Source organism: Pseudomonas sp. SGAir0191, from assembly GCF_002812565.2.
GTDB lineage: Bacteria > Pseudomonadota > Gammaproteobacteria > Pseudomonadales > Pseudomonadaceae > Aquipseudomonas > Aquipseudomonas parafulva_B.
This window is the reverse complement of the sequence record NZ_CP025035.2, coordinates 559,237-573,785: the sequence shown is the minus strand read 5'-3', so window position 1 is coordinate 573,785 and position 14,549 is coordinate 559,237. Positions and strand designations below refer to the sequence as shown.

Sequence of the window (14,549 nt, the reverse complement as noted above, 5' to 3'; positions counted from 1 at the left end):
CTGCACTCGCGATATCGTGTCGATCTGTCACGCCCGCACCTTTGCAGTGCGTGATAGCCTAGCCGGCTACGTCAGCCAATGCGACTGACCTCTACAAGGGAATGCAGCCTATGACGCAAACTGCGCCGACTCCACCCGACGACCAACACCTGCAACGCAACCTCACCAACCGACACATCCAGCTCATCGCCATTGGCGGTGCCATCGGCACCGGTCTGTTCATGGGCTCGGGCAAGACCATCAGCCTGGCTGGGCCTTCGATCATCTTCGTCTACATGATCATCGGCTTCATGCTGTTCTTCGTCATGCGTGCCATGGGCGAGCTGTTGCTGTCGAACCTCAACTACAAGTCGTTCATCGATTTCTCCGCCGACCTGCTCGGCCCCTGGGCCGGCTACTTCACCGGCTGGACCTACTGGTTCTGCTGGGTCGTGACCGGCATCGCCGACGTGGTGGCGATCGCCGCCTATACACAGTTCTGGTTCCCCGACCTGCCTCAATGGATACCGGCGCTGACCTGCGTGGCAGTGCTGCTGTCGCTGAACCTGGTCACGGTGAAGATGTTCGGCGAAATGGAATTCTGGTTCGCCCTGATCAAGATCGTCGCCATCCTCGGCCTGGTCGCCACCGGCCTGTACATGGTCATCACCGGCTTCCAGTCGCCGAGCGGCCACACGGCCAGCCTGGCCAACCTGTGGAATGACGGCGGCATGTTCCCCAATGGCCTGTTCGGCTTCTTCGCCGGTTTCCAGATCGCGGTGTTCGCCTTTGTCGGCATCGAGCTGGTAGGCACCACCGCCGCCGAAGCGAAGAACCCCGAGCGCACCCTGCCGCGGGCGATCAACTCGATCCCGATTCGCATCATCGTGTTCTACGTGCTGGCGCTGATCGCGATCATGGCGGTCACCCCATGGCGCGACGTGGTCCCGGGCAAGAGCCCGTTCGTCGAACTGTTCGTGCTGGCCGGCCTGCCAGCAGCGGCAAGCATCATCAACTTCGTGGTGCTGACCTCGGCCGCTTCGTCGGCCAACAGCGGCGTGTTCTCCACCAGCCGCATGCTCTACGGCCTGGCCCAGGAAGGTGATGCACCGAAGGCCTTCGAGAAGCTGTCGCGACGCGCCGTGCCGGCCAACGGCCTGTACTTCTCCTGCCTGTGCCTGCTGCTCGGCGCGGTGCTCATCTACCTGGTACCGAACGTGATCGAAGCCTTCACCCTAGTGACCACGGTGTCGGCGGTGCTGTTCATGTTCGTATGGACGTTGATCCTGCTGTCGTACCTGAGCTACCGCAAGCAGCGCGCAGCGCTGCATGAGAAGTCGATCTACAAGATGCCTGGCGGGCGTTTCATGTGCTACGTGTGCCTGGTGTTCTTCGCCGGCATCCTGGTGCTGCTGAGCCTTGAAACCGACACCCGTTCGGCGCTGGTGGTGACACCAATCTGGTTCCTGATCCTGGCGGTCACTTACCAGTTCGTGCGCAGCAAGCGCCAGCCGCGTACCGTGGTGCGCAACCACTGAGCATGAGGATCCGCCAGCCCTTGTCCCGCCTGGGCTGGCGAACCTTATTGATATTTCTGTCAGTTGTGCGATTTCGCCTTCATCCTTCAAATAGCGCCAGGACCCAAACGTCATGGCCTCTCTGCCTGACGTGTCTTCATTCGCCTGGAGCGCACCGTCATGTCCGATCAGAGCAACTTCGCCTGCAGTTACGCCCATCTGTTTCCCGAACAACTGGCCAACCCCTGCGACCCCGCTGCGCCTGAATCGAATACTGGCCCCATCGCCTACCTGCATGCGCTTTATCAGAAGGCCCTGAGCATCGAAGCGACCAGCGAATCGGGGCAACGTCAGACACTGGCTCAGCGTCGTCCGGATCTGGCACAACTGGTACTGGACCCTGAACGCCTGGAGCAACCTGTCAATGCACTGGCATTGGCCATTTCGACACTGACCCACCACGCCCAGGCCCGCGCAGGCTCAACTGTCGACCTGCCCGAAGTGCTCGCTGAGGCAGGCCTGCATATACATCTGCCGTATCACCATGCGCACGAGCAGATCAAGACGGTGCTTGCACACAAGAAGATCCCCTACTTCGAACTGCTGCAACAGTCGCTGCGCTGTTACCCGGTGTTCTGCGAAGCGCAACTGCGCAGCAAGGAGCTGCGCCAGGCGATGCTCATGGCCAGCGGCTTCGGGCCCGGGGTGCAGAAGTTGTTGCTGGATAACTACGCACTGAACTTTAGCGTCAGAGATTGGCGCAAATGGTACGGGCTGCAGAACACAGCAGAGCAAAAGGCTATCGCGAGCCTGAAGGACGTCGAGACGTTCATGGACAAGACCGGTCTTACGTTCGAACAGGTGCTGGAACTGCTTGCCATATCCAGCATCGATGATGACGCACAAGCCGGTCACAGCACAGTCCGAACATCCGAGGCCTATAAACCGACGAGCGCAACGTCGCTGCCAAACTTCCATCCCGGTGCGGTGTTCATCAATGCACGCAGCAAGGTTCGCCTGACGCTGAAAGACACCCTGAGCGGCGCCGGAATCAAGCCGACATTCAACCGGCTCGACTACGACTGCCTGCCACGCATTTATCAGATGATTCACCTGCAACGCGAACTGGGCCTGCCGTTCGCCGAAACCGACCTTCTAGTGATCTCGATCCTCAGGGCCGAAGGCCAGAAAGATGCCTGGAACGTGACGCCCACTACCTTGCGCGCGCTGGGGGTATTCCGCTATCTGAACGAGGCTTACGGCATCAGTGCCGAGCAGTTCGCCGCACTGGTCTGCCAGGTCTGCCCCTATGCCTTCGGCGCCCAGCCTGCCATGCTTGACCGCGTGCTCGATGGCCCCGGCAGCACCGCACTGGACACCTCATCATCACTGGTACTCGATGACCGGGCCCTGGACCCGAACGACGGCGCCGAAGGCCAGTTCGAGGTACTTCCGGGCCTGGCCAAGGCGCTGGGCGCCGATGAACAGACGACCCTCGATTGGCTGGGCCTGGTAAAAAATGCCCAGCCGACTGAGCAACTGACGTTGTCGCTCTCAGTACTGTCGGCACTCTACCGGCTCAGCCGCCTGCCCCGCCTGCTCAAGCGCTCACGACAGGAAACCGACGCCCTGCTCAAGCTGCTGGCCGACGCCGGCATCGATGTGCAGGCACAACTGAGCGGCACCCCGCTGATCAGCGACTTCGAAACCACCGGCATCCTCGATGTGCTGATTGCGCTGACCAACCTGGACCAGTGGCTGCGTCAGCAGCAGATCCTGCCCAGCGCTCTGCTTGCGGCCCTGAACCTCAGCAAACCCAACGCCACGGGCTGGATCGAAGAACATCGGCCGAAGACGCTCATGTTGCACAAGGACGCAATCGATAAAGCCTTGAAGAGCACACCGATAAACTCCGATGCCAGCGCATCCGAACCTGTTGATGAACCAGCGCAACATACAGCATTGATTGCCCAACTCCTTGCAGATGCACTGGGTCTGCCACTGAACACGCCTGGTTTCACCCTGAGTCATGTCCAGCCACTGATCAACTGGGTCGGGAAAAGCCATGCCGAGCTGTTGCACGCTGCGGATTCGCTGAAAGTTGCCGACCCTGCACAGGCGAGCGACAAAGGCCAGAGCTGGCTTGATCTGGAAAGTCGTTGCGCACTGAGCGTGGTATTTTCGTTGAGCCCCGCCATCATCCAGTGCATCGCGGATCACCCTGGCGGGTTCGCGCTCGAGCGCAGCGATACGGCACTCACGCTGGATGTTTGCTACAAGCTCGCCTGCCTCAAAGGCTGGGTAGCGGTCAGTGCCGAACAAGGCCGCACCGAGGAGGACGTCCTAGGATTTTTCAAAGGATTGAAGCCAAGCACCCTTGCCACAGACCGCCAACAGTTCGCCAGGGCAATGGCCACGCTCTGTGCCTGGACCGACGAAGACGTCGCGGCGGCCTGCCCGCCCTACGAAACGCTCATGGAAGTGGAGTATACGCGACCGACCTTCAACGATTTCCTGCAGACGCTATCTGCCGACGAGCTGGCCACGTACGAGCACTACAAGATCGAGACGCTGATCAGGCGGGTGGTCGTTCGTGTGGCTGGCACCAAGGGTTACACCGACATCAAGTTTACCCACTTGCACCGCAAGTTGGTGACGTTCCTGGATCAGCACCCCGGCCCTCTGCTGGTTACCCAGCAGCAGTATCAGGACGCCTACAAACCCGAAAAATGGCTGAAGGCGTGGAAGACAATGATCAGATCAGGCCACGAGCATCACCCGCTCGAACTCGAAGTCGTGAACACTGCGCGTGGTACCGTAAGCCGCTCGGTGGGTACCCCGGGGGTGCCCACCAGCATCAGGCAGATCGACTACATCCTGCGCATGAAATCCCTGGCCAAGGCCACGGGCCTGGCCTGTCGTTCCCTGCTCGACCTCACCGAACTCACCCAGCACTCCAGCTACCGTCAGTACGAAGCCTCCAGCCAGCTGCTGCTGGCCAGCACCGAGGAAGCCTTGCGGGCAAATGTCGACAAGCAGAGCGCCGAATCGTGGCGTGACGCCCTGGCCGGCTACCTGATCGGACACGGGGCCAAGGGTACGGGCGAAGCATCGATCACCTTCGCTCAGGCCGACGATCTGTGCACGTATTGCCTGTGCGACATCCTGGTAGGCCCCGAGGTGCAGACCACCCTGCTCGACCAGGCCATCGGCAGCCTGCAGCACTACCTGTCGCGCCTGCATGCACGCCTGGAGCCGGGCTACCTGGACAACGCACCCTCTGGCGAGCAGCAACTGGCCTGGCAAGGGCAGCTCGGTCAGTACGGCACCTGGAGACGCAAACGTGAACAACTGAATCACCCGGCCAACCTGATCCACTATTCCCAACGCAGCAATAAGAGCAAGGCGTTTCAGGAGCTGGAAATCGAGCTCAATCAAGGCAAGATGGACACTACCTTGCTGCACACCGCCATCTGCAACTACCTCACCAAATTCGAACGCATCAGTAACCTGCAGGTGGTCAGCGGGTATCTGGATGGGCACGATCCCAAACGCAACACCTACCACCTGATCGCCCGCACCAACAGCACGCCCCTGGAATACTACTGGCGCACCCTGGACATCAGCCTGTGCGACGACAAACGCCGCCTCAGCCCCCTGGCATGGAGCGAATGGCAGGCCATCTCGCTGTCCCCTGCCGGTGAGATCGTCGGCTCAGCGCAGCCCGACAGCCGCGCCGATCTGGTACGCCCCGTCGTCATTGCCGGCCGACGCTATGTGTTCTGGGTAGAGCGCAGCACAACCGATCTGGTCAGTGGTGATGATGCCAAAAAGACCTTGCCCGGAAAGCGCAAGCTTACGGTCCACTATTGCTTCCAGCAGAGCGACGATACCTGGAGCACCCCCAACGAGATTCTGTGCCTGGACGGATTTCTGGAGGGTGTGTGGCAGCCCGCTACCCATGCAAAAGGTCTGGACTTCGAGCCAGGTCTGATCGTTACCGTGAATGAGGAAGCGCAGAGAAAGAACGATCCCTGGTTGACCGTGCTGCTCTACGACCGCAAGAAGGAGACAGGACGCGTTCAGAACACCGACTACTATCTGGTTTTCCGAGACTTGCTGTTGCTGGAGAAGAAAGAGCTGGACAGTACCGAGGCCGACTCGGTCAGCAGGGTGCTAATCAATAGTTTTGGGCAACAACATGCGATTGCTCATCCTTATGATGGTGTAATTAATATTACTTCGATGGTTGAGTCGTATACAGCGTACCCTGAACCTTTTGACTCACCAGACAGGACCAAACTCGTAAATAGCAACACTCAAATAATACCCCAAATTATAATCCTAAAAAATTACTCGGCATTCTACAATTATTTGAACTTCAAAACAAATGATCCAGAATTAAATACTTTTTATCCAAACAACGCCGGATCGAAAACCCCGCAGGACTTAGAATTAAAAATCATACAAAAGGGAAATCTCTTCACTATCGAGGTCAGCTCAGAGGCCACACCACACGATACCCAGTATGAACTTGATGAAATGAAAATTGAAATAATCTCAACGATTAACGGAAGTACCAGCTCTAAAGTAGAGACGTTCACCCATGGCATGTCGGTACCTTCAACCAATGTCACAGGTCTCAAATTCTTACTTAAGTACGTAGACAATCGCTTAGCCATTTCCCCACAACCCATATATGCCTGGTCTTTGAGAGAATACAAAGTCGATGCGACCGGCACCATCAAACCCTGGAGCCTATCCATTTCAGCCAATACAAAACAGGCCCAGTACCTGGACCTGAGCGCAGTCAAGCACAACGAACCACCGCTTCTCACCGACAAATTCCGCCTCAACACGCTCTTCGGCAAGAACCTCGTCGCCCGTGCCACCCAAGGCGTCGAACGGGTACTTGCCTGGGACACCCAGACGCTGACCGAACCCGCGCTGGATGGCAGCGACCACTCCCCGCCCACCGACTTCCACGGTGCCAACGCGCTGTACTTGCGAGAGCTGTTCCTGCACGTACCGGCCATGGTCGCCATGCGCTTGACCGAACAGCAGCAGTTCGAGGAAGCCGAAGACTGGTACCTGCGTTACCTGTTCAACCCGTACCGCACCAAACCCGATGCCCAGGGGCGCCCTGCCCCCTGGTGCACGCGCCCGCTGGCCGAGGCCGGCACCATGAGCTCGACCTTGGGGCAGGACGTGGAGCCGATCAACCGGGCGTTTCTGCGTTCGCGCTATTACCAGGAAGCGGTCTACCTGTCGTTGCTCGAAAACTGGCAGCTGCAAGGCGACCACTTCTATCGCCAGCTCACCCTCAGCAGCCTGAACCAGGCCTGGCTGTGTTATCAGCAGGCACTGCAATTGCTCGGTCCACTGGCCAAGACCGACCTGACCTCGCGCTGGACGCCCGTTGCGCTCGCCGAGCTGAACGTCGAGGCCTTGCGCAGGCCCATCAACCCGCGTCTGGCCAGACTGCACCAAACGCTCAAACAGCGCCTGTTTAACCTGCGTCATGGCCTGACGCTCGATGGCAAGGTACTGCCAGCGCTGGACTGGAACAGCGAAACCCTGGAAGCCTTCAGCAGCAACCAGGGAACGATTGGCAGCCAACCTGCCATTTATCGAAGAACCCACGAACGGCTGCCACATTATCGCTTCCGTCACTTGCTGCCGATCGCCAAAGAGGCGGCGAGTGAGTTGGTCGAACAGGGCCGTCAGTACCTAGTCCTCATGGAAGGCCAGCTCGACAAGAAACTGCTGGTCTTGCGCCAGACTCACCACCTGAAGATGGCGGACTTCGCCATTCGCCTGCAGCAGAAAACAATCAACAGCCTGCAGTCACGCAAATCCGGATTGCTGCTGACCCAGAGCAAGACCACCGCGCGGCTGAACCGGCTGAGCCACTTGATCGACATCGGCCGCTCGCCCGAGGAAGAAGCCGCCACCGCGTTCACCTGGATCGGCAACAGCGCCAAGCTGCTCAGCATACCGTTCGAGGTCGCGGGGGCTGCAGTTGAAGCCGCGGTGCCGACTATCTATGGCATGGCGGTCGGCGGGATAAAGCCTGCTGCGCCGATGTACTCGACCGCAAAGAGCCTGAAAGTGGCCAGCGAGGTTTCCGGCATGTTGGCCGCAGAACTCAAAACACAAGCAGGCTACAATCGCCGAGCCGCCACTTGGGCGTTCGAGAAGAGCGAAGCGCAATGGGATCTGCGCATTCTCGGCGCTCAGCTGGACGAACTGGAGCTGGAGCTCGGCGCCAGCAACATCGAGCTGGCGCGCTGTATCCAGGACCGCAACAACCTGCGTGAGGCCCATGCGTCCATGACCGACAGCTTCAGCATCGCGGCGACCTACGACTGGCTCACGGCCCGTCAGGAACAGATCTACGGCAGCGCCTACGACGCCGTGCGCTCGCTGTGCCAGATGGCCGAGTCTGCCTGGCGCCTGGAGATCGGCGACTATCGGCGCGCCAGCTTCTTCGACGCCTATGCCTGGCGCGACAAATACAAGGGGATGCTGGCGGGGCAGTCTTTGCTGCAGGGTTTGCAGCAGATGGAAAACGAGTACCTGTTGAACACCGAACGGCGACTGACCATCCGCAAGACCTTCAGCCTCAACCAGCAACTGGGGCAAGCGCGATGGGACAGCCTCTTCAAGAAAGATCGCGACGCCGGCTCAGCGCTTTCCCTGAATTTCGCATTTTCGGCAGCGGACTTCGACAAGAGCTATCCAGGCCATTATCTGCGTCAGCTGAAACACGTTTCCGTCACCTTGGTGATGAAGAACAGACAGGACCCGGCCGAGCTGAGCGCCGTGCTCACCCAGTTGGCAAGCAACACCTTGCTCGAGCCACACAGCACAGCCGCCGCCTCGCTGTACCCCGCTGCGCAGACAGCGACCACGCAGGAGAACGATGCGCGCGAAACAGCAGCCCAGGATCCCGCACTGGTATTGCGCAACCCCGGGATCAACCAACAGATCGCTTTGTCGGTCACCGACGCGGATGACGGCATCGGCCATCAAGCCGATTCGTGGCTGTACGAAATGGCATTGCATGACGGGCGTTACCTGCCTTTCGAAGGCACTGGCGCCATTTCGCAATGGGAGCTGAAGATCCTGGGCGACGAGGCGTTGCTCAAAGACCTGTCCGTGATCACCGACATCAAGCTGAACATGGTCTACACCGCCAAGGCAGGCGATCAGGCCTTTACTGATGCTGTGCAAACGCTGCTCAAGCAAGCCAAGGATGGCATGCCCTCCAAGACCTGACCCGGCAAGGCATGCTCACACCTGCAAGTTCGACCTGGCCCACGTGACCAGCGCCGAGCCTGCAGGTGCTGGCCCGGCAGCGCTTCAGGGCGTGGCCGTGGCGAAAACATGCAGCCCGAAGGTGCACATGGCCTGGTAACCCTTCAATCTGCGGTGCTGGATGGCCCGGGCTTGCCCGCTACGGCGCCTCCAAACCCTCGAGCACCGCTTCAGCCAGCGCCACGCCCTTCTCCAGTGAGTTTTCCGTCGCCGTCAACAAGCTGCGCAAAGGTTCACCTACCTGCTCCAACGCCAGCGCATTGGTTTCATACGCAGCCTTGAGCGCCGCGATCGCGCACACCAGCGCGTCGGCGCTGTCGATGCCTGCGCGTACGGTACAGATCGGGTCATGGGACTGATGGCAGGTGCCGTAATTCATGCTGGCCGTGACAGGCCGACGAGGGCGCGGGGTTGGGATGTGTGAGTCATGGATCATGACTGAGCCTCCCGCTGGGTGGATGCGAAAGGTGGATCTGGAACGATCTTCTTGAGCATGGTGCGTCTCCTTGCAACCTTCTGAAATGTATCTCCGTGCCCATACGCCAATATGGGTGGACGGAGCCGTGCGGGTTGGCGTTGCCGGTCAGAAGGTCCGGTGAGCCCGAAGGCTCCCACACACGGCTCCGCCCATAACGGGTGCAACCATGCAGGGCACAACTATCGCGTGTGCGATGTGCCCGGTTCTGACAGCGGGACGCCAATCCCGACCCGCAGAATCTACTGCGGTGCCGAACGGTACTCAAGTACCGCTAATGTGTCAAAACTGTTCACCGCCCTGGACCCAATCCTGTGCAGGCCAGTCGCGCAAGCACCAACCTGGCCCCTATCCAAGACCCGCATAGAAGCACAACCCTTCTAGACCGCAGCCTTGCGCACCACGGCACAGCCTTTGCAATCGCCCTTCTGCCCACACCACAACAACTCAGCGGAGAGAGCACATGAAGCGACGCAGTCTGATCAAGGCCTTCACCCTCAGCGCCTCGATGGCGGCGATGGGCCTTAGCTGGAGTCTCCAGGCAGCCGAGACCATCAAGGTCGGCATCCTGCATTCGCTGTCCGGGACCATGGCCATCTCCGAGACGTCGCTCAAGGACATGGCCTTGATGACCATCGATGAGATCAACGCCAAAGGTGGGGTGAACGGCAAGATGCTGGAGCCGGTGGTGGTGGACCCGGCGTCCAACTGGCCGCTGTTCGCCGAAAAAAGCCGCCAGTTGCTGACCCAGGACAAGGTCGCGGTGGTGTTCGGTTGCTGGACATCGGTGTCGCGCAAATCGGTATTGCCGGTATTCGAGGAGCTCAATGGTCTGCTGTTCTACCCGGTGCAATACGAAGGCGAAGAGATGTCGCCGAACGTCTTCTACACCGGCGCTGCGCCCAACCAGCAAGCGATTCCGGCGGTGGAATACCTGATGAGCGAGGATGGCGGCGGCGCCAAGCGCTTCTTCCTGCTGGGCACCGACTACGTCTACCCGCGCACCACCAACAAGATTCTGCGTGCGTTCCTGCACAGCAAGGGCGTGGCCGACAAGGACATCGAGGAGGTCTACACGCCGTTCGGCCACGCCGACTACCAGACCATCGTCGCCAACATCAAGAAGTTCTCGGCCGGGGCGAAGACGGCGGTCATTTCCACGGTCAACGGCGACTCCAACGTGCCTTTCTACAAAGAGCTGGCCAACCAGGGCCTGAAAGCGACCGATGTGCCGGTGGTGGCGTTCTCGGTGGGCGAAGAGGAGCTGCGGGGCATCGACACCAAGCCGTTGGTGGGCCATCTGGCCGCCTGGAACTACTTCGAGTCGGTGGATAACCCGGTCAACCAGAAGTTCGTCGCTGATTGGAAGGCCTATGCCAAGGCCAAAGGCCTGCCTGGCGCCGACAAGGCGGTGACTAACGATCCGATGGAAGCCACCTATGTGGGCATTCACATGTGGGCGCAGGCGGCGGAAAAAGCCAAATCCACCGATGTGGACAAGGTGCGCGAAGCGCTGGCCGGGCAGACCTTCAAGGCCCCTTCGGGCTACACCCTGACCATGGACAAGACCAATCACCACCTGCACAAGCCAGTGATGATCGGCGAGATCCAGGACGATGGGCAGTTCAGCGTGGTGTGGGAAACCGAGCAACCGCTGCGGGCGCAACCCTGGAGCCCCTTCATCCCAGGCAATGACAAGCGCCCTGATTACGCCGTGAAAGGCAACTGAGGCCCTGGGCTGCGCTGCAGCCCGTCCGTGGGCGGCCCGGTGTTCGGGTACGCCTGCGCGTAAGCGCTGATCCACAGGAGAGCCTCATGCTCAGATTCCTGCTTACCCTGCTACTGCTGTTGCCCATGGCAGTAGACGCCAGCGAAGGCGAGTTTTTCCTCGCCGCCAAGCCCGCCGAGCAGGCGCGCCTACTCGATACCTGGGCCGCCCAACCCGAGCCAGGCCGACTGGCACTGCTGGAAAACCTGCAGGCCGGCCGAATCGCCAAGGACGACAGCCGCAAGGTGCGCCTGAACAACCGCCTGCGCGGGCTGATCGACAATGCCCTGGCCAGCCACCGGTTACTCAGTGACGACAGCGCCGCCCGGCTAGCCGCCGCCAGGCAGTTGCAAAAGAGCGCACAACCGGCTCAGGTCGCCTTGCTCGACCGGCGCTACGCCAGCGAGCCGGATGCGACCGTGCGGGCAGCCTTGGGCCTGGCGTTGGCCAACCTGCAGCTCGGCGCCAGCGACCCTTCGGTGCGCCTGGCGGCCGTACGCCTGTTAGGGAAAACCGGTGACCCAACGGCCCGTACCCGCCTTGAGGCGCTGTTGCAACCCGAGATGGAAACGGACCCCACGGTGCGTACCGCCGCCGAAACCAGCCTGACCCAGGTCAAGCGCAAGCTGCTGGTCGGTGAAGTGCTAGGGCAGGCCTTCAGTGGCCTGTCGCTGGGGTCGATCCTGCTATTAGCGGCGCTGGGGCTGGCGATCACGTTCGGACTTCTGGGTGTGATCAACATGGCGCATGGCGAGATGCTGATGCTCGGCGCCTACAGCACCTACATGGTGCAGGTAGTGGTGCAGCGCTACGCACCGGGTGCCCTGGAGTTCTACCCACTGATCGCCCTGCCCGTGGCGTTCGCCGTCAGTGCCGGTGTCGGCATGGCGCTGGAGCGTACGGTGATCCGCCACCTGTACGGCCGCCCTCTGGAAACCCTGCTGGCCACCTGGGGCATCAGCCTGATTCTGATCCAGGCCGTGCGTTTGCTGTTCGGCGCACAGAACGTCGAGGTCAGCAACCCGGCCTGGTTGTCAGGTGGCATCCAGGTTCTGCCCAACCTGATCCTGCCTTACAACCGCCTGGTGATCATCGCGTTCGCGCTGGCCGTGGTGCTGCTGACCTGGCTGCTGCTCAACCGCACGCGCCTGGGCCTGAACGTGCGCGCTGTAACCCAGAACCGCAACATGGCGGCGTGCTGCGGCGTGTCCACCGGGCGTGTGGACATGCTCGCCTTCGGCCTGGGTTCGGGCATCGCCGGCCTGGGCGGCGTGGCCTTGAGCCAGGTCGGCAACGTGGGGCCGGACCTGGGGCAAAGCTACATCATCGATTCATTCCTGGTGGTGGTGCTCGGGGGTGTCGGCCAACTGGCCGGAAGCCTCTGGGCGGCGTTCGGGCTGGGCATCGCCAACAAACTGCTGGAGCCGCAGATCGGTGCGGTGCTCGGCAAGATCCTCATCCTTGCGCTGGTCATCCTGTTCATCCAGAAGCGCCCGCAAGGCCTGTTTGCCCTCAAGGGACGGGTGATCGACTGATGAACCAGCCACTGCTTGTCACCGCTGCGCACAAAGCCGGCCCTCGCCTATCGCTGGCGCTGGGTATCGCCGCCCTGGCGCTGCTGCTCGCCTTGCCGCTGTTGTCGCTGCTGCCCGCCGACCACGCCCTGCATGTGTCGTCCTATGTGCTCACACTGGTGGGCAAGATCCTCTGTTATGCCATCGTGGCCCTGGCCCTTGACCTGGTCTGGGGCTATGCGGGGCTGCTGTCGCTCGGCCATGGTCTGTTCTTTGCCCTGGGCGGCTACGCCATGGGCATGTACCTGATGCGCCAGGCCGCCGGGGAGGGGCTGCCAGGCTTCATGACGTTCCTGTCCTGGAGCGAGCTGCCCTGGTACTGGGCCGGCACCCAACACTTTGCCTGGGCCCTGTGCCTGGCGGTGCTGGCGCCTGGCATGCTGGCCCTGGTGTTCGGCTGGTTTGCCTTCCGCTCGCGGATCAAGGGTGTGTACTTCTCGATCATGACCCAGGCCCTGACCTTTGCCGGGATGTTGCTGTTCTTTCGCAACGAGACCGGTTTTGGCGGGAACAACGGCTTCACCAGCTTTCGCACCCTGCTGGGCTTCGACATCGCCGCACCCGGGACCCGCGCCGTACTGTTCCTGCTCACCGTTGCGTTGCTGGTCGCCAGCCTGTACCTGTGCTGGCGGTTGACGCGCAGCAAGTTCGGGCGCCTGTTGACGGCCGTTCGCGATGCCGAGAACCGGTTGATGTTCTGCGGCTACGATCCGCGTGGTTTCAAGCTGCTGGTATGGGTGCTCAGCGCCATGCTGTGCGGCCTGGCAGGCGCGCTGTACGTGCCTCAGGTCGGCATCATCAACCCCAGCGAAATGTCGCCCACCAACTCCATCGAGGCTGCTGTCTGGGTGGCACTGGGCGGGCGCGGTACCCTGATCGGCCCGCTGCTGGGCGCGGGGCTGGTCAACGGCATGAAGAGCTGGTTCACGGTGGCTTTCCCGGAATTCTGGCTGTTTTTCCTCGGCGCGCTGTTCATCCTTGTGACCCTGTACTTGCCCAAGGGCCTGGTCGGCCTGTGGAACAAAAGGAGCCAGTCATGAGAGGCCTGCCCCCGGTACACCCGGAGTTCATGCTCGAACCTGCCTTCGACCCGCAGGGTATCGGCCGCGACGCCATAGGCCTGGGCCATGCCCGCGTACCAGGCCTGGACGCGCGGCATGGCACCGTGCTGAGCCTTGAAGAGGTGAGCGTCAGCTTCGATGGGTTCAAGGCACTCAATGCGCTGACGCTGTATATCGGCGTGGGCGAGCTGCGCTGCATCATCGGCCCGAACGGTGCGGGCAAGACCACGATGATGGACGTGATCACCGGCAAGACACGGCCCTGCGCAGGCAGTGCCTACTTTGGTGACACGCTCGACCTGACGCGCATGAGCGAGTACCAGATTGCCCAGGCTGGCATCGGTCGCAAGTTCCAGAAACCCACGGTGTTCGAGGCGTTGAGCCTGTATGAAAACCTCGAGCTGGCGCTCAAGACCGACAAGTCGGTGTGGGCGAGCCTGAGGTCGCGCCTGAGCGGCGAGCAACGCGACAGGATCGACGACGTCCTGACCACCGTGCGGCTGAACGGGCTGGCCTCGCGTCAGGCCGGGCTGCTGTCCCACGGCCAGAAGCAGTTTCTGGAAATTGCCATGCTGCTGGTCCAGGAACCTCAACTGCTGTTGCTCGACGAACCCGTAGCCGGCATGACCGACGCCGAAACCGCCTTTACCGCCGAGCTGTTCAAGGGCCTTGCAGGCAAACACTCGCTGATGGTGGTCGAGCACGACATGGGGTTCGTGGGCAGCATCGCCGACCATGTGACGGTGCTGCACCAGGGCTCGGTGCTGGCTGAGGGATCGCTTGAGCAGGTGCAGGCCGATGATCGTGTGGTCGAGGTGTACCTCGGTCGTTGAACAGGCGCACGTCTTCTCGCGT

7 protein-coding genes are annotated in these 14,549 nt (G+C 61.0%); 6 read left to right on the top strand and 1 reads right to left on the bottom strand.

Annotation, left to right across the window (positions count from 1 at the left end; genetic code table 11):
- Positions 1-110 precede the first annotated feature (110 nt).
- Together cycA and CWR53_RS02435 are read left to right on the top strand one after the other, a co-directional pair.
- Positions 111-1,517: a D-serine/D-alanine/glycine transporter gene (gene cycA, locus CWR53_RS02440; protein ID WP_058603504.1), complete on the top strand. Its 1,407-nt coding sequence runs from the start codon at positions 111-113 to the stop codon at positions 1,515-1,517.
- Between the two features lie 159 nt (positions 1,518-1,676).
- Positions 1,677-8,777, top strand: coding sequence for a Tc toxin subunit A (locus CWR53_RS02435; RefSeq protein WP_100850714.1), 7,101 nt, complete (start codon positions 1,677-1,679; stop codon positions 8,775-8,777).
- A 178-nt stretch (positions 8,778-8,955) separates the two neighbouring features.
- Here CWR53_RS02435 and CWR53_RS02430 read toward each other — a convergent pair whose 3' ends face one another.
- The gene (locus CWR53_RS02430) at positions 8,956-9,252 is read right to left on the bottom strand and encodes a hypothetical protein (protein WP_058603502.1); all 297 of its coding nucleotides are present in this window, start codon (positions 9,250-9,252) and stop codon (positions 8,956-8,958) included.
- 502 nt (positions 9,253-9,754) lie between these two features.
- Here CWR53_RS02430 and urtA point away from each other — a divergent pair.
- The 4 genes from urtA to urtD all read left to right on the top strand — a co-directional run bounded on the left by urtA (position 9,755) and on the right by urtD (position 14,527).
- The gene (gene urtA / locus CWR53_RS02425; RefSeq protein WP_027915294.1) at positions 9,755-11,020 is read left to right on the top strand and encodes an urea ABC transporter substrate-binding protein; all 1,266 of its coding nucleotides are present in this window, start codon (positions 9,755-9,757) and stop codon (positions 11,018-11,020) included.
- Between the two features lie 86 nt (positions 11,021-11,106).
- On the top strand, positions 11,107-12,594 hold the full coding sequence (gene urtB, locus CWR53_RS02420) for an urea ABC transporter permease subunit UrtB (protein WP_100850713.1): 1,488 nt from the start codon (positions 11,107-11,109) through the stop codon (positions 12,592-12,594).
- A complete protein-coding gene (gene urtC / locus CWR53_RS02415) occupies positions 12,594-13,673 on the top strand; it encodes an urea ABC transporter permease subunit UrtC (RefSeq protein ID WP_100850712.1) in 1,080 nt (359 codons plus the stop codon). The genes urtB and urtC overlap by 1 nt, the downstream gene beginning before the upstream one ends.
- Positions 13,670-14,527: an urea ABC transporter ATP-binding protein UrtD gene (urtD, locus tag CWR53_RS02410; RefSeq protein ID WP_100850711.1), complete on the top strand. Its 858-nt coding sequence runs from the start codon at positions 13,670-13,672 to the stop codon at positions 14,525-14,527. Before urtC ends, urtD begins: the two co-directional genes overlap by 4 nt.
- The last annotated feature ends 22 nt before the right edge of the window (positions 14,528-14,549 follow it).